At 26.7% G+C, this 15,376-nt stretch carries 18 protein-coding genes; 12 read left to right on the plus strand and 6 right to left on the minus strand.

Translation table 4 applies throughout. The annotated features are described in order from the left end of the window. The first annotated feature begins 277 nt into the window (after positions 1–277). The 3 genes from ACWXVQ_RS00005 to ACWXVQ_RS00015 all read left to right on the plus strand — a co-directional run bounded on the left by ACWXVQ_RS00005 (position 278) and on the right by ACWXVQ_RS00015 (position 1,698). On the plus strand, positions 278–466 hold the full coding sequence (locus ACWXVQ_RS00005; protein ID WP_456013117.1) for a hypothetical protein: 189 nt from the start codon (positions 278–280) through the stop codon (positions 464–466). Between the two features lie 334 nt (positions 467–800). Then, the gene (locus ACWXVQ_RS00010) at positions 801–1,139 is read left to right on the plus strand and encodes a transposase (RefSeq protein WP_456013118.1); all 339 of its coding nucleotides are present in this window, start codon (positions 801–803) and stop codon (positions 1,137–1,139) included. Between the two features lie 10 nt (positions 1,140–1,149). Next, the gene (locus ACWXVQ_RS00015) at positions 1,150–1,698 is read left to right on the plus strand and encodes a hypothetical protein (RefSeq protein WP_456013119.1); all 549 of its coding nucleotides are present in this window, start codon (positions 1,150–1,152) and stop codon (positions 1,696–1,698) included. Here ACWXVQ_RS00015 and ACWXVQ_RS00020 read toward each other — a convergent pair. The 3 genes from ACWXVQ_RS00020 to ACWXVQ_RS00030 form a co-directional block, all read right to left on the minus strand. Next, positions 1,666–2,751 carry a M42 family metallopeptidase gene (locus ACWXVQ_RS00020; protein WP_456013120.1) on the minus strand — a complete coding sequence of 362 codons (1,086 nt, stop codon included), beginning with the start codon at positions 2,749–2,751 and terminating at the stop codon, positions 1,666–1,668. The genes ACWXVQ_RS00015 and ACWXVQ_RS00020 overlap by 33 nt on opposite strands. Positions 2,752–2,900: 149 nt before the next feature. Continuing rightward, the gene (locus ACWXVQ_RS00025) at positions 2,901–3,791 is read right to left on the minus strand and encodes a hypothetical protein (RefSeq protein WP_456013121.1); all 891 of its coding nucleotides are present in this window, start codon (positions 3,789–3,791) and stop codon (positions 2,901–2,903) included. Next, positions 3,775–4,596: a hypothetical protein gene (locus ACWXVQ_RS00030; RefSeq protein WP_456013122.1), complete on the minus strand. Its 822-nt coding sequence runs from the start codon at positions 4,594–4,596 to the stop codon at positions 3,775–3,777. The genes ACWXVQ_RS00025 and ACWXVQ_RS00030 overlap by 17 nt, the downstream gene beginning before the upstream one ends. A gap of 976 nt (positions 4,597–5,572) precedes the next feature. On the opposite strand from ACWXVQ_RS00030, the gene ACWXVQ_RS00035 reads away from it, so the two are divergent. The 3 genes from ACWXVQ_RS00035 to ACWXVQ_RS00045 all read left to right on the plus strand — a co-directional run bounded on the left by ACWXVQ_RS00035 (position 5,573) and on the right by ACWXVQ_RS00045 (position 8,576). Next, the gene (locus ACWXVQ_RS00035) at positions 5,573–6,325 is read left to right on the plus strand and encodes a hypothetical protein (protein ID WP_456013123.1); all 753 of its coding nucleotides are present in this window, start codon (positions 5,573–5,575) and stop codon (positions 6,323–6,325) included. Positions 6,326–7,123: 798 nt separating this feature from the next. After that, entirely contained in the window at positions 7,124–7,456 is a 333-nt protein-coding gene (locus ACWXVQ_RS00040; RefSeq protein WP_456013124.1) for a hypothetical protein, read from the plus strand. A 304-nt stretch (positions 7,457–7,760) separates the two neighbouring features. Then, entirely contained in the window at positions 7,761–8,576 is an 816-nt protein-coding gene (locus ACWXVQ_RS00045) for a hypothetical protein (RefSeq protein ID WP_456013126.1), read from the plus strand. Positions 8,577–8,602: 26 nt separating this feature from the next. On the opposite strand, the gene ACWXVQ_RS00050 is transcribed toward ACWXVQ_RS00045, so the two are convergent. Both ACWXVQ_RS00050 and ACWXVQ_RS00055 read right to left on the minus strand, forming a co-directional pair. Continuing rightward, positions 8,603–9,031: a bis(5'-nucleosyl)-tetraphosphatase gene (locus tag ACWXVQ_RS00050; RefSeq protein ID WP_444705039.1), complete on the minus strand. Its 429-nt coding sequence runs from the start codon at positions 9,029–9,031 to the stop codon at positions 8,603–8,605. Continuing rightward, entirely contained in the window at positions 9,018–9,545 is a 528-nt protein-coding gene (locus ACWXVQ_RS00055) for a hypothetical protein (RefSeq protein WP_438340680.1), read from the minus strand. Before ACWXVQ_RS00055 ends, ACWXVQ_RS00050 begins: the two co-directional genes overlap by 14 nt. 250 nt (positions 9,546–9,795) lie before the next feature. Here ACWXVQ_RS00055 and dnaX point away from each other — a divergent pair, with 250 nt between their 5' ends. Genes dnaX through rsmI form a run of 6 tightly spaced genes read left to right on the plus strand, consistent with a single transcriptional unit; the run spans position 9,796 to position 14,923 of the window. Beyond that, positions 9,796–11,784 (plus strand): DNA polymerase III subunit gamma/tau, encoded by a 1,989-nt coding sequence (gene dnaX, locus ACWXVQ_RS00060; RefSeq protein WP_456013128.1) that lies wholly within the window; start codon positions 9,796–9,798, stop codon positions 11,782–11,784. A gap of 30 nt (positions 11,785–11,814) precedes the next feature. Then, positions 11,815–12,108, plus strand: a complete 294-nt coding sequence (locus tag ACWXVQ_RS00065; RefSeq protein WP_438340682.1) for a YbaB/EbfC family nucleoid-associated protein — start codon at positions 11,815–11,817, stop codon at positions 12,106–12,108. Then, complete coding sequence (locus ACWXVQ_RS00070) at positions 12,108–12,698, plus strand: toprim domain-containing protein (protein ID WP_438340683.1); 591 nt, start codon at positions 12,108–12,110, stop codon at positions 12,696–12,698. The genes ACWXVQ_RS00065 and ACWXVQ_RS00070 overlap by 1 nt, the downstream gene beginning before the upstream one ends. Before the next feature lie 8 nt (positions 12,699–12,706). After that, positions 12,707–13,348, plus strand: coding sequence for a dTMP kinase (tmk, locus tag ACWXVQ_RS00075; RefSeq protein ID WP_456013130.1), 642 nt, complete (start codon positions 12,707–12,709; stop codon positions 13,346–13,348). Further along, positions 13,348–14,226: a hypothetical protein gene (locus ACWXVQ_RS00080; protein WP_455966068.1), complete on the plus strand. Its 879-nt coding sequence runs from the start codon at positions 13,348–13,350 to the stop codon at positions 14,224–14,226. Before tmk ends, ACWXVQ_RS00080 begins: the two co-directional genes overlap by 1 nt. After that, positions 14,216–14,923 carry a 16S rRNA (cytidine(1402)-2'-O)-methyltransferase gene (gene rsmI / locus ACWXVQ_RS00085; RefSeq protein WP_444705043.1) on the plus strand — a complete coding sequence of 236 codons (708 nt, stop codon included), beginning with the start codon at positions 14,216–14,218 and terminating at the stop codon, positions 14,921–14,923. Before ACWXVQ_RS00080 ends, rsmI begins: the two co-directional genes overlap by 11 nt. Before the next feature lie 42 nt (positions 14,924–14,965). Here rsmI and rpsT read toward each other — a convergent pair whose 3' ends face one another. Continuing rightward, positions 14,966–15,229, minus strand: a complete 264-nt coding sequence (rpsT, locus tag ACWXVQ_RS00090) for a 30S ribosomal protein S20 (RefSeq protein ID WP_438340687.1) — start codon at positions 15,227–15,229, stop codon at positions 14,966–14,968. Positions 15,230–15,376: the final 147 nt, after the last annotated feature.

Here is a 15,376-nt window from a genome sequence, read left to right on the forward strand (position 1 = left end):
ACCAGTACTAATAAATTGATTGGTTTAATAGTGATTCTATAGAAGTTATCTAAAACAAAAAAAGTCGATATTCAGTTTTCAGGGAACAAAAAGCCAGTCTTGGCTTTTTTTATTATACTTTTTACCCTAAACTTGAAGTAATTTTGTAAATTATTTTATAAAACTCAAGCAAAAAACAAAAAAGAATTAAATTTGAAAAAATCAGCATTTTTTTACATTTTTTGTTCGAAAAGTATTTTTATTTAGTTATAAATAAACTAAATAAAATGAGGTAAAAATGATAATAAAAGACCAAAGAGTCAAAATGCCTAAAAAGGTTCAAATTATAAGAAAAGACGATAATAAATATGTATATTATCTCGCAGGAACAAAATATAAAAAAGATAAAAAATATAATATCGATAAGAGAGTTAATATTGGCAAAATAGATCCAAAAAAATGACAACTTAATAATACCAAACGATAAGTATTTTTTAATTTTTCCAGACACAAAAATAACAATCATAGAAGATGATAAAAAATATTATCTGTTGTTTCTATCGGGCAATATTTGGTAATAACTAAAATTTTTAAAGATTTGTATATAGATGAACAATTAAAAAATATTTTTAACACAAAAAGTGAATTAATAAAGGCATTGGCATCTTATTATATTGATGAAGAATCTATGGTTTCGCAATTATTTGAAAAGTGGGCATATAAAAATTTTTCTGGTTTATTTTCAATTTCTTCAAACTCAACGATATCAACGCTTTTGTATAAAGATATAACAACAAAAAAATACTTGAATTTAATTATAGATGATAAAACAATTAAGAACATATTTAGAATATTCGGATGACGCATATTTATCTGTCGATTCAATGAACTTTAATATAAGCTCAAAAAACATGAAACATGCTGAATATGGAAAGCCAAAGGTTGATGAAGGACTTCCTCAAATAAACTTATCATATTGTTTAGATCAAAAGACTGGGTTACCAATTTTTTATGATTTATATCCCAAATCAGTTTTTGATGTAAGTTACTACAAAAAAATGATTGATAAAGTTTTAAATTTGCGTTATAAATCAGTAACTTTAGTATTGGATTGCGGCTATTTTTCAAAAGATAATATTGAAAATTTCTGAAAACATTAACTTTATAATTATGGCAGAAACTTATAACAAAAGATTAAGTAGTTTATTAAATAAAAACAAGGATAAAATATATAAAAATGCTGAAAATTTAATTTTTGAACATAAAGTTTTTGCTTGAAAAACATACGAGCAAGCTTTTACAAATTCAACATCCAAGTATTTTATTTATATGTTTTATAATGAACAAAAAGCATCATTAGAAGTTGAAAAATATAATACGGTTTTAAATATATTATCAAAACAACTTGAAAATATTGAATACTTAAATGAAGATATTTATAGAACATATGGAAATTATTTTGATTTTAAAGTGGATGAAGAAAGCAAAATAATTTCTTATGAAATAAATAAGAAAAATTATCAAGACGTGCTTGATAATTCTGGTTATTTTTGTCTAATAAATTTAGATTTGTGTGATTGCTATTTTCAAATCTCTTACTCAAAAAGTAAGCAGGAGATAAATTTGCGCAAAATTTACTATATTACTAGTTTAAACACGATTTTATTTATGTGCTTTTGATATTTCCTACTTGTATTTGATATCCTCTCATTTTTCTAAATTAAAGTCCTGAAGAAAATTAATTAATAAATCTCCGGCAGCAATTAAGTCTGAAATTGCACAAACACCTATAGGGCTATGTAAATATCTTTGTGGTAAAGAAATGGTTAGAGTCGCTGCACCACCATGAGCAAATTGAAGTTCATGAGCATCTGTTCCTCCTCCCATTGCAACAAATTTATATGTAGGTATGTTATATTTTTTTGATATGTTTTGAAATTCTTTAACTAATTTTGGGTCCATCATTGTACCACGATCCTTTATTCTTAGAGCAGCACCCTTGTATAATAAAGTATTTCCTGGGATTGTGTTAGGAGTGTCATGTGATGCGCATGTATCAAGAGCAATTGCTATGTTTGGCTTAATTAATGAAACACTAGTTCTAGCCCCTCTTGTTCCTACCTCTTCTTGCACTGTGCCAACTAAGTAGAGATCAACATCAAGATCTTTATCGTTGATGGCATTAGCAACGTATTCTAGAACAGTTATACCAGCTCTATTATCCATTGCTTTTCCGCCCAATAAATTAGGATCATTAAATAGTATAGTTTCACCTGACATGTATACTAAGTCACCTACGCCAACTCCTTGTTCTTTGGCATCTTCATCTGATTTAAAACCAAAATCAGCATAAATTTCATTATTAGAAATTGCTTTTGAAATTTCATTTTCTTGCATAATGTGTATGCTTGTGTGGCCAAAAACGCCATTAAAGGTTTTGCCTTCCTCTGTTACTAATTTTGCTTTTGTTCCAATTACTGTTGATGGTCAAATACCTCCAACAGGAGATAAATAGAGTTGTCCCTTTTTATCTATGTTTCTAACTAGAAACCCTACTTCATCCATATGTGCAGCAATCATAACTTTTGGCGCACTAGGATTTTTTGATTTCTTTCTAAATATAACTGATCCAAGGTTATCTCTACTAATCTCAAATTTTTTATTTCCTAGTGATTTTTTCAACTCATTAACCACAGGCTCTTCATAACGCGACATAGCCTCAATTTCCATGTATTTAATTAATCTTTGTTTGAATAACTCATTTTTATCCATAAATTTATAAACCTCTTTAAATATAAAAATAATATATAAATTTTATCAAAATAACTAAGTTTTAATAATCGATATGTGACCCTTCAATTTTGTATAGTTTATCTTTATGTTTTGATAAAAAAACACTAGCAAGCGTTGCTAGTGTTAAATTATTGTTTTTTAAATTCAATATAGCTTTGTTGTTTTGAATGGTTTGTAAAAGTAATTGAAAAATCACCTTTTACCTTATTATTAAATTTATAAGCAACATAAAGAACTAATTTATTTATTCCATTCCTTTTTTCAATCTTTCCAAGAAATTCAACTGTTGTGAAGCCACTTGGGCTTGTGTAATCAATTATTCCACCTTTCTTTTTTAAGAAAACATTGTGAATTTTCTTGTCAAATAATCAACCAAATAGTGCATCGTCAACTATTTTGCTAGTTAATTCTTTTGGTTTTGAATTATTATTTTGAAGGGCGTCAATAATTTGTTGTTCTGTGTATTTTTGCTTGAGACCTTTATTGTCATCTATACCAATCAGAAAAATACTTTTTGTTGCTTCAACTTTAAGTTGATATGCCTCTTTGATTTGATTTGTGAAGTTTTTCATTTTTTCAACGTAGCCATTAGTTTTAGAGTAAAAATTATGGTTTGGTTCCTTCAATCATTCACTAAATTCATTTCTTTTTCTTAATATATCTAATGCGTTATTACGATATTCTATAAGTTTTTGCTTATTGTACTTAATATTTTTTAGTTGTAATTCATTTAATTTTTTGTTTCCTTCAATGCTAAATGTATTTCCAAAATCTTCAAAAGGTTTATACATGTTTGCTAGCATTATTTCGGTTTCGACATATTTTTTTACTGTACTAATATATTCCAACACTTGACCAACGGTTGTGCTATCATTTATTAATTTTTCAAAATAGTTTTGAATTTCAGTAGTTGTTGCAGATACTTCTTTTCCAAAAATTTTATTATTATATACAGGATTTATTTTTTGTGTTTCAGTACTAATTAAATTTCTAAATTCTTTTTTAATTTCATCAACCAATTTTTTTTTTGTTAGGTGATTTTAGTTTAGATAACGGAACCAAATTATCATTCATATCATAGATGATATTTAATTCCCCCCTTAGAGATTCAATAAGTTTAGTTGCTAATGCAGCAGGACTACTCAATCCTTCTTCATCATCAGAAATTCAAGGTTCATTATGCTCTGGTTCGTTTGGAGAGACTTCATCAGCGCCTTCATCTCACTCTCAAGGACTATTATGATTTGGTTCATGGTTTTCTCATGGTTCGCTTGATTCAGGTTCATTTGAAGGGAATATATCTAACTCATTTTCGATATAGTCATCTTCTAGTGGAAAATCAAAAGCATGTTGTTTTCCGTCATCTTTGGATTTATCATAGTATTTATATCATTGTTTGTAGTATAAATTATCAATTGTTTTTTTGATTAATTCATTAGTTGGGTCACTAAAATCAATTTCAAATTTTGGTCCTTTAAAACCATTCAAAATATTTGAGCTAGTGTCTTGATCCTTTGGAAGATCAGGGATAAGATCTTTTGGTAATAAATTTCCAATCAATAAATTTTTAATATGTTTATTTTTATGTCTAATATCATTTAGAGTATCCTTTGGTAGAATACTTTTAATAGTTTCATAAACTGATTGTAAATCATTTTTTTGTTCTTTAACTTTAGGTTTTTTCTTAGGAGTATCAGATATTTTATCAGGGCTAGGTTTTGGGTTTGGTATATTATGTGTTTTTGTATTTACACATGAAAATGCAACCGCTGCGGTTGCTATTGTTGGTAAAAGACCTAAGAAAAATCAACTTATTTTTCGCATATTTTCTCCTTAGTATTAGGTTTTATTAATAAAAATATTATATTACATTATCACTATTTTCCTAGGTAAATAGGGTTAATAGTAACTAAAAAAGCAATTAGTAATAATATAAAGCTTTTTTGCTTACATTAAATTGATAACAATGCATGGTTGTTGCAAAAAGCATAAACTTAATTAGCATAGGTTTTTTAGTTTAAATTATTTAATTTTTAAATTACTTCCAAAAATAAAAGATGGATAATTGATTATGTTTACTTTTGTGTTTTTTTTGTATTTGTGCTCAGTTTAAATGTCTTGAAAAACAACTAAATATATTTTTGTCTATTTAGCAATCCTAGCTTGCTTAATTGTATCAAAATATGCCTTTGAGCTAAAATAATGTACAAAATTATACTAATTTTTGTTTTGTTATTCTAGCAAATTAATTATTAACTAAACTTATTCAAACCTTGCTAAATTAGATAAACCAATGAAACAAATAAGAAATTATTTATAGACTAAAAATTAATAATTTAGCAAGTTTTAGAAATTCATATAGGAAAAAAGAAAAAATAAGAATCTAAAGGCAATGTTAAACCTTGTTATAGTGAATTAAATAAATATTTCCTGTGGATGGTCTTTAAGTAAATCGCGAAGACCGATAAACATGATAGAAATTAATCAATTAAGAAAATGATTATTTTAAAAACCTTAATGACGAAGAAAGAATTAAATTATAAAAAAATATTATGTTATCAATTGTGTCTTAATATATGGTTTTTAAATATCTATCTTTATTTTTTCTTCTTAATTTTAATTGAAATTGAAGTAATAGGTTTAGATATAGTTTATTCTCAAACCAGTTTAAATTATCTTTTTTAACCAAAAACAAAAAAAAAAAAAAAATAAATTATAATTATGACTTGCGCCAATTCTTCTAGACATAATTAAAAAATGTTTGGGAATAGCCTGAATTCATAAAATTTTAAGGAGCAAAATGAAAAAAAGCAAATTACTTTTTCTAGGATTTTTACCTGTTTTGGCAACACCGGTTATAGCTCTATCATGTGCAAATCCTGCTAAGCCAGAAAAACCAGAAAAACCAGCTGAACCAAAGAAACCAGAAAACCCAGAACCAAAGAAACCAGAAACTCCAAATAAAGATAAAAATCAACAGTTTGGCGATAATATTAAAATTGTTTATGAAGATTTAAAGAAACATCATTCAAAAGAAGTTCTTACAGACTTAATAAAACAAAATAAACCAATTAAAGATCTATTAATTAAGAATGCTATTAAACTAGACTCAGTTGATTCAATCAATACTAACAATAATCTTATAAATAATATAAAAAATGAAGCACCAAAAATTGAAATTGATTTTGGTGATCCAACTAATGAAGAAATTAAGAATGTAATTGATAATTTTTATTACAAGAATTTATATAAACATTATGATAGATCAAAAGAAGGAAAACAAGGGTTTGATTTTCCTCTTGATGAAGGAGGAACCTTTGATTTTGATGTGTATCCGCTAGATCTGCCAGAGGAAAATATTCCATGAGAATTTTATGAACCGGACCATAATCAACCATGGGATGAAGATGATGAACCATCTAAGCCAAAAGTTTTACAAACAACACAAGATGCAAGTAAATTGGCCGATTATTTTGCAAATCTACTTAGCGGTAGTTTAGGAAACTATGGTATCCAAAGTGATAAAGATGGCTTTACATTTCAAATAAATTAAATTTTATAATAATTAATTTTTTATTCTAAACCAGACATAAGTCTGGTTTTTATTATCAATAGGGTTAAAAATTAATATTAAAATGCGAATAAAACTTATTAAGCATGGCTAAAAAATGCCGTTTTTAAGCTAAAATACCTTGTTGAAGTTAAGAACAAAAAATGCGATGCATATTCAAAAGCCTAGATATTTTGTGAATAAAAATTGAAAATTATATACAAAAAGCCCCATTGTTCAAATAGAACAAGAGGAGAATAATAAAAAAAGAAAATTACTTTTCAGAACTTTAGCCAACATTAATAGTAGTAATTTGCAGCCCTTACTTATAAAACAAACCAAACCACTAAAAATCTAACATCTATAAATTCTAAAACTAGTGAACAAAAATGATTTACAATCAGTTTATGAAACTATTAAAAATATTCTGCCAAAGGATACTCTAAATGATATTAGACATAAAAATAAACATATTAAAAATTGATTGGTTGGAAATTCATTACCAAAAATATAATCTTAGATACTCCACAAAAAAAGGTGTCGGATGAGAAAATGAACTAGATAATTTTATTTTTTAGTAAGTAAGGATACTTTGTAAGGAAAAACTATAAAAAATGCTTATAAATTGAATAAATTATGATTAAAAAATTCAGCAAGCGTTGAAAAAAAGTAAATTTATATAAAAATCTGTGTCTAAATATAGGATACGATTTTTAGTTTCTTATTTATAAAAAAAATTAGAACTGTTTGCAAATATATAATAAGCAGCTTATTATAATTGTGAGCTCGTTTCAGTTCAGTATGATCAAAAAAAATAAGGAATTTACTGATAGAATAGCAATGGAATGTAACATTAATTTGTTGAATAACTATGAGGCGTTGCCTTCCTCAAATAGCCAAATTGATTTTCCTTGATTGGCAAATAATATTAATCCAAACAATATTCAAGAAAGCATTAATGCCGCAAATGAATTTATTAACTTCTTAATTGAATCAGAAAGAAAACGGCTAGTTTCTGAAGGAAAAATCGCAGAAGAAATAATTGAAATTCTTAATAATCAAAAGAATGAAGTTTTGCGTGAATTTAAACTAAAATTAAAGGGTTTTGATTCCACAACAAAAAGAATAGATTAAATTAATTTGTTCAAAAAAATAGCTGTTTTGCCATTTTTTATTCCTTAAGTTTAATGATTGAATAATTAATTAAATAAAACAAATCTATGTTAGTGATATTTTCGCAATAAATATGTTTTCATTAGATCAAAGACGTAAATTAGAATAATGCTAAGTAGTAAAAAGTGCCTTCATAAATGCCTTGGCTTTGTCTAAAATTTTGGTCATAATTAGAGCATTAATCGCGAAATTTTGCCAAAACAAAAAAAAAAAAAAAATACTATAAAATATGCTTTATAAACTCGATTAAACATTAAGGAGAAAAATGAAAAAAAGCAAATTACTTTTTATAGGATTTTTACCTGCTTTGGCAACACCAGTTATAGCTCTATCATGTGCAAATCCTGCTAAACCAGAAAAACCAGAAAAACCAGCTGAACCAAAGAAACCAGAAAAACCAGCTGAACCAAAGAAACCAGAAACTCCAAATGAAGATAAAAATCAACAGTTTGGCGATAATATTAAAATTGTTTATGAAGATTTAAAGAAACATCATTCAAAAAAAGTCCTTACAGATTTAATAAAACAAAATAAACCAATTAAAGATCTATTAATTAAAAATGCTATTAAACTAGACTCAGTTGATTCAATCAATACTAACAATAATCTTATAAATAATATAAAAAATGAAGCTCCAAAAATTGAAATTGATTACAACGATCCTTCTAATGATGAAATTAAAAGAATTATTGACACATTTTTTAATAGATACTTGTATAACAAATACGATAAGGCGAAAGAAGGAAAAGGACAAAGATTTGGATTTTCAATAGATAATTCACACAATAATAAGGATATAACTATCCATAATGATAATTTATACGATACTGAAGTGCCGAAAGATGAGCCTGAGTTAAATGTTCCGTGAGATGAGGATGATGAACCTAGTCAAATGCAAACTAAACCAAAAACAGAATCTAAACAAAAACAAGAACAAAAAAGTGAATCAACATCCTCTAAAAAAGAAACCATCATAAATGAAGATACAAAATGAGGTGATCTTTACAATTTATTTTCAGGCGGAATTCAAGGTCACGCACCTATCATTGATATAATTGATATCCCTGGCGGAAAGAAATAATAAAAAATCTGGATTAAATCCAGATTTTATTTATTATATTTTCAACAATTAATGATGTAGTAATTTACAGCTTTTTGGAGTACTTCCCGGTTTGAGTCATGAGTAATGCGATTCACCATAGCTTCTTCAATTCCAACTCACTCAACTATTTCTATTTCTCCCGGCTTATTTTTTATATCAAAATTTTTTGGTTTTGCTAAAAAAAATATAACATCTTTAGTTGTGTTTTTGAATGGAGAATATGTTGTTTTTTCTTTGAAGCCATCAATGATTTCAATATCAACATTTGTTTCTTCTTTAACTTCTCTTAGTGTTGTTTCGATCTCCGTCTCATTTTTTTCCATATGTCCCTTAGGAAATGTCCAATGGCCGGCTGTTTGTTGAACAAGCAAAACATATAATTTAGATTCAATATTATTTAACACTACTGCGCCGCATGATTTAACGTATTTCATTTAAGATGCCACCTCTTTTTTTAATTGTAATATTTATTCCCAATATTGTAATTATATTTAAAATTAGAAGAGAATCAAAAATTAACTTGATTATTTTTAAATTCATGAATAAATTAATATTCTTTTCTTTACTATGTAGATTTTTTTGTAAGTAAGCATTTATTATAGCCTGGTGAGTCCCGTTGATTAGAAATATTAGTAGAAAAAAAATTAAAATAAAAGCAATTAAAGCAATAACTAGACCGAAAACGGTTTTTAATAATTTATTATGATTAAGATTTTTTCTTTCCTTAAATATTGGCATATAGCTAAGGCTAGTTAACAACATAATAATATTTGTTAGTGTAATTATAGCTAATATTCCAATTAATAAATTTTTATTGATGTCTTTTTTTAATAATGCTGAAGCAATTATTTGTATAACGGATGCCAATAGAGCTACTATTACTAATACAAAGAATGTGTAGAAATTGCGCTTAATTTGTGACTTGATTAGGTTATCAATTTTATTCATATTTATTATTATATATATTAAAATAAATACTTTTTACTATTAGTTAGAACTTAGTAAATGTTTTTTAATTTCAATAATAATAGTTTGTTTTATGTTAACATGATTTTTTTAAAAAAAGAAGTTTTGATAATTTTTGCTTATATAATTTAATACAATAATAGCATAGAATACCTTTGCTTTTTTGATAGACCTTTAACTAAAGGTTATTGTGTTTTTTAAATTTAAAACATTGGTATAAAATATATTATTTATGTTTAGGGAGAGTTCTGTGATCACAAAAAAATATTTAGCTCTATATCGTCAATATCGTCCAAAGACATTTGAGGAAATTTGTGGACAACAACACATAGTAGAGACACTAAAAAATATTATTCATGAAAACAAAATTGGCCATGCCTATCTATTTTGTGGTCCGCATGGTAATGGTAAAACTTCGACAGCAAAGATTTTTGCAAATGCTATTAATTGTATCCACCGTAGCTCAGAAAGTCCATGTTTAGAATGTATTAAATCGATTGATAATAATATTGATATTATTGAAATCGATGCTGCTTCAAATACCGGAATTGAAGATATTCGAGAACTTAAAGAGAAAATCAAACATTTGCCTACGAATGGTAAATATAAAATTTATATTATTGATGAAGTCCATATGTTATCAAAAGCAGCTTTTAATGCTCTTCTAAAAACTCTCGAGGAACCGCCAAAACATGCTATATTTATTTTAGCAACTACTGATCCTCGGAAGATCCCGCTAACAATATTAAGTCGTGTTCAAAGGTTTAACTTTAAAAAGATTGATAAAAAAGTATTATTTAATCAGCTTGTTAATATCTTTAAGAGAGAAAATATAGTAGCAAAGGATGATGCCATTAAGTTAATTGTTGATTTGGGCAATGGCAGTTTTAGAGACACGTTAAGTATTGCTGATCAAGTTGCTATTTATTGTGCAAATGAAGAAATAACTAAAGAAGCAATAGAAAGGCTCTTTGGAATAGTAGATTTTCAAAATATCTGATACTTAATAAAATGTATATGTGCCAACGAGCATAAGCCCTTAATTGACAAGTTTAATTATTTGGTTGAAAATGGCGCTAGCATTGAAAAAATTGTTCTACAAATATTTAAGGCATTTAAAGACTATATAATTATGAAAAAAACTCATGACGAATCATTATTAGAGATTGCTAATAAACAGCAACTTAGTGAACTTGATATTGATGATGAAGCTTTATTTAAATATATAGAATTAATTCAAAGCGCAATAAGAGATTCAAAAAATTCTGATATTCCCAAAGAACTTATTGATCTTTATTTATTAAAGATGTCTTCTTATAAGAAAAATAATTTAAATGATGGGATTATCAAAAAAAATATTGAAGATAATAATTTTTTATTTAATAATAAAGAAAAAGTTCATCAAGATAATTTGAATAATGATTTCCAACTGGTTGATGACGAAATTGCTAATAATGATAATCATAAACAATTTAATTCAATTTTTGATCTTAAAAGCATTTCTAACCAATTTGGAGCTCCTAATGAAATTAGCACACAATCAATCAAAAAAGAGCTCAAAGATGTTGGAATTGAAGAAATAAATGTTGATCAGTTGCTTGAAAAAACATCAGAAATTCTTATTGTAGAAACGGCCAAGGAATATGAGAATTCAGATTTATTAAATGATATTATTAGTGCTGAGTATAATGATCTTGCCCCTTCTAAGACTGTCGAAATCCTTAAGGCAGAGTTAGACCAAGATGAGGTTAATTCGCTTGTTTTTATTTACCAATACGTGCGAATGAAGATTTATAATTACGATTCCAAGGCTAAGACAGATATTGATACTATGTATTACAATATGATTGAAAGAAGAATTAAGAAGGAACTTGGATATTTGATTCCTTTGTTGTCAGATTTTAAAATATTTTATAGTATTGATGACCTCATTGTTTTAAAAAGTGAAGACATTGCAAGGGTTCATCAACTAAATTTAAAAAGAACTAGTCCTGATTTTATTGAGGCTGTTAATAGCATTTTTGGTAGATACACAAATGTTGTTGCAATAACGCGTAACCAGCTTGATAATGCTATAAAATATTGTAAAGAAAATTGAGCAAGCAAAAAAGGTGAAGAAATTAAAATTATTAATTTGCCAAATTTAGATAAGTATAAAAATAAACAAAATCCCAATGTAGAATTTGCTAAGAAATTATTTGGCGATATTGTGAAGACATAAGGAAATTAAAAAAAAGTAAGGAGAATTATTATGAACATTAATGAAATGTTAAAGAATGCAAAGAGAATTCAAGGAGAAATGGAAAAGGATGAGCAAGCTGTTGCTCAACAAAAGTTTGTTGTTGAAAAGCAAGGAATCAAGGTTACAATGAGTGGCCAAAGAAAAATTACAGAGATTATTATAAATGAAGCATTAATAGATCCTGAGGATCCTGAATTAATACAGGATTTAGTTATGCTTGCAGTTAATGAGGCTCTTGAAAAAATTGAAGCTGCATATGATGAAATTGGGGCAAAGTATTCAAATAGCGGGTTACCATTTTAATGAATTTACAACTTAGAGATAAAATCGTTGAAGCTCTAAAGATGATACCTGGTATTTCAAAAAAGCAGGCAGGCAAAATTGTGACTTATTTTCTTGAGGTTAATCCAGAATACACAAGTACATTGTTTTTGGATATTATAGACTTACAAAAGCAAACCAAGAAGTGTACACAATGCTTAGCATATACTACTAAGGATATTTGTGATATTTGTTTAGATAAAAAAAGAGGTAAAAAACTTTTTGTAGTCCAAGATAACAATGATATTGAAAAAATTGAGCAGTTGGACATTGAAAAAGGCAAATATTTTGTTTTTAATGAATATATCAATACTAAACAAATTAGTAATGAAACAACTAAAAAAATCAACCATTTATTAAGTGTAGCATCAAAAAATGATGAAATTATTTTAGCTTTAAATACTGATATAAATGGCCAAATAACAATGAAATTTCTTGAGAAAAAGATACGAGATGAATTAAAAAATAAGGATCTGTATCAGCTATCTGTTGGTATTCCTTTCGGAATGTCAATCGATGCCGCCGATCCGATTTCGTTAAAACAGTCAATATTAAACAAGAAAAAGGTGTAGGAGTATTTATGGGTCGAACAGGTAAATTTATTGCTTTTGAAGGAATGGACGGATCTGGAAAAACAACTATTATTCAAATGCTAAAGAATGATCTTATTAAGGATGGATTAATTGATAATTTTGTATTTACTAGGGAACCAGGATCTGCTTTTTCAAAAGAGGCTGAACACATTCGACAATTAATTCTTGATAATGAAAATTCATTTAGCTCGATGGTTGATGCTTTGCTTTTTGCGACAAGTAGACGCCTAAATCTTGAAAAAGGTATATGGCCTGCCTTGCAGGAAGAAAAACATGTAATTACAGATCGTTATACAACATCATCATATGTTTATCAAGGAGTTTTAGGTGAGGCTGGCTTGGAAAAAGTAGAAATAATTAACCAAATAGCAACAAATAAAACTGAACCTGATTTAATAATATTTTTTGATCTTGAACCCTCTATATCAGTTGAAAGAATTACTAAGATGCGTGAAGGAATGGATAGATTCGAGACTTCTGATGTATCATATTATTTTTCTTTGCGAGAGGCTTATAATAAGGTTATTGCAAAAAACCGCTCTAGATACCGTGTTATTGATGCAAATTGTTCTATTATTGATTTATATGAGAAAGTTTTAGAAATTCTTAAAAAAGAAAATATTTTATAATGATTGATTTTGTTTTTAAAAAAATAATTGATAACTCTCTCTTAGAGCAAAAATTAGGGCAAGTTTATTTATTTTCATCAAAAAATATTAAAAGTTTTGATGAATATTTTTTATATTTTATTAATAATGTTAATGGTGAATGTTTTGAAAAAATTAGCGACATTAAACTAGGTGATATTTACTTTTATGTGGATGGAAGAAAAAATACAATTGGCAAAGAAAATATTCTTGATGTTATGAATGAAACAACTGAAACATCGTTGTTATCTAAAAATAAGAAAAAAATACTAATAATTGACACTGTTGAAAATGGTACACAGCAATCACTTAATAGTCTCTTAAAGTTTTTAGAAAATCCACCCCAAAACACCATTGTTTTAATGTCTTGTAATTATATTTCTCAGGTTATAAGTACAATTAAATCACGTGCATTCATTATTGAATTAAATAATACCTTAAATACAAGAGATATTAATGAATTTAAGCCATTTAAGAATTTTTTTGTTCATACAAATAGTGAATATAATGAAGACATTATTCCTATTTTTACAGAATTAAGCAAGTCAATAGTTAATTCGAATAAAGAGCCACAAAAATTATTAGTTAAAATTATTAGTCATTTTAATTATGATAATAAGGAAGTAATCATAAATTTTATGATCATGGCATTTATGGATATATATAAAGTAAAAAAAGGATTTAATGATTTACTAATCTTGAATGATTATAAAATACAACCAACATCATTTGATTATGTTCCTATTTATAAAATATTATGTGTTCTTCAAGAAACTAAAGTAAATCTAAAAAATGCAGCAAACTTTAATCTACAAAAGGCTATTTTATTGTTGAAATTAGAGGAGTTCTATGGAGTTTAAAATTTATATCGTTGGAACCCCCATTGGAAACTTAGAAGATATAACTTTACGCGCTATTAGAATTCTAAATGAAGTCGAAATTATCTTGTGTGAAGATATAAGAGTAAGTAAGAAGTTATTAAATAATTTTAAAATAACAGGCAAAAAATTGATTTCTTATCATAAGTTTAATGAGAAAGAATTGGCCCCCCGTGTTATTTCCTATATATTATCTGGAAAAAAAGTTGCTTTAATTTCTGATGCTGGTATGCCTTGCATTTCTGATCCTGGTTTTAATTTAATTAGTGAAGCGAATAAAAATGGAATTTTTGTTGATGTTATAGGGGGAGTTACTGCCTTTACTCATGCATTTATAAAATCTAACTTTGGATCTACATTTAACTTTATTGGTTTTTTGAAAGATAAAAGTGGCGAGAGAATTAATCAGTTAAAAAAAATTAATGAGGGTGTTTATGTGGCGTATATATCGCCATATAAGCTAATAAGTACATTAAAAGATTTCGATGAAGTTTTTTCTAAAAAAGTTGATATTTACTTATGCAAAGAGTTAACCAAACTTTTTGAAAAAGATTATCGCGGGACTCCAAATGAAATTATTAAATTATTAGAAAATGAGCCAATTAAGGGCGAATATGTAATTGTCTTTAATATTAAAAAAGAAAAGCATATTAAGATTAATAAATATGCAAAAAAATAAAAACCGGAATTTTCCGGTTTTTAAAAAATTATTTATTAAGAATTAATTCTTTGATTTAGCAATAAATGCATCTAAACGGCTAGCTTTTCTTGCACCATTATTTTGGTGTAAAACACCCTTTGAAACAGCTTTATCAATTTCATGGTGTGCTTTAGCAACTAATTCAGCTGCTTTTTCATCTTGTGATGTTGCTGCTAATTTAGCTTTTTTGATAGCAGTCTTTACAGTTGATTTAATAGCTGAGTTACGTGCGTTAGCTTTTTCGTTAGATAATATTGCTTTTTGTTTTGATTTAATGTTTGCCATTTTTTTGCCTTTCTTGCTAAAAAAAATAATTAGCATACTAATTTTACATAAAAACGCAATATTTTTTTGTATTTAGTTACTATTTTTGTTTTTTGTTACTTTTTTTAATAATTACACATTATTTATTTTAATTTATTAAAATATTTT

It is taken from the genome of Mycoplasma sp. 527, from assembly GCF_053851595.1.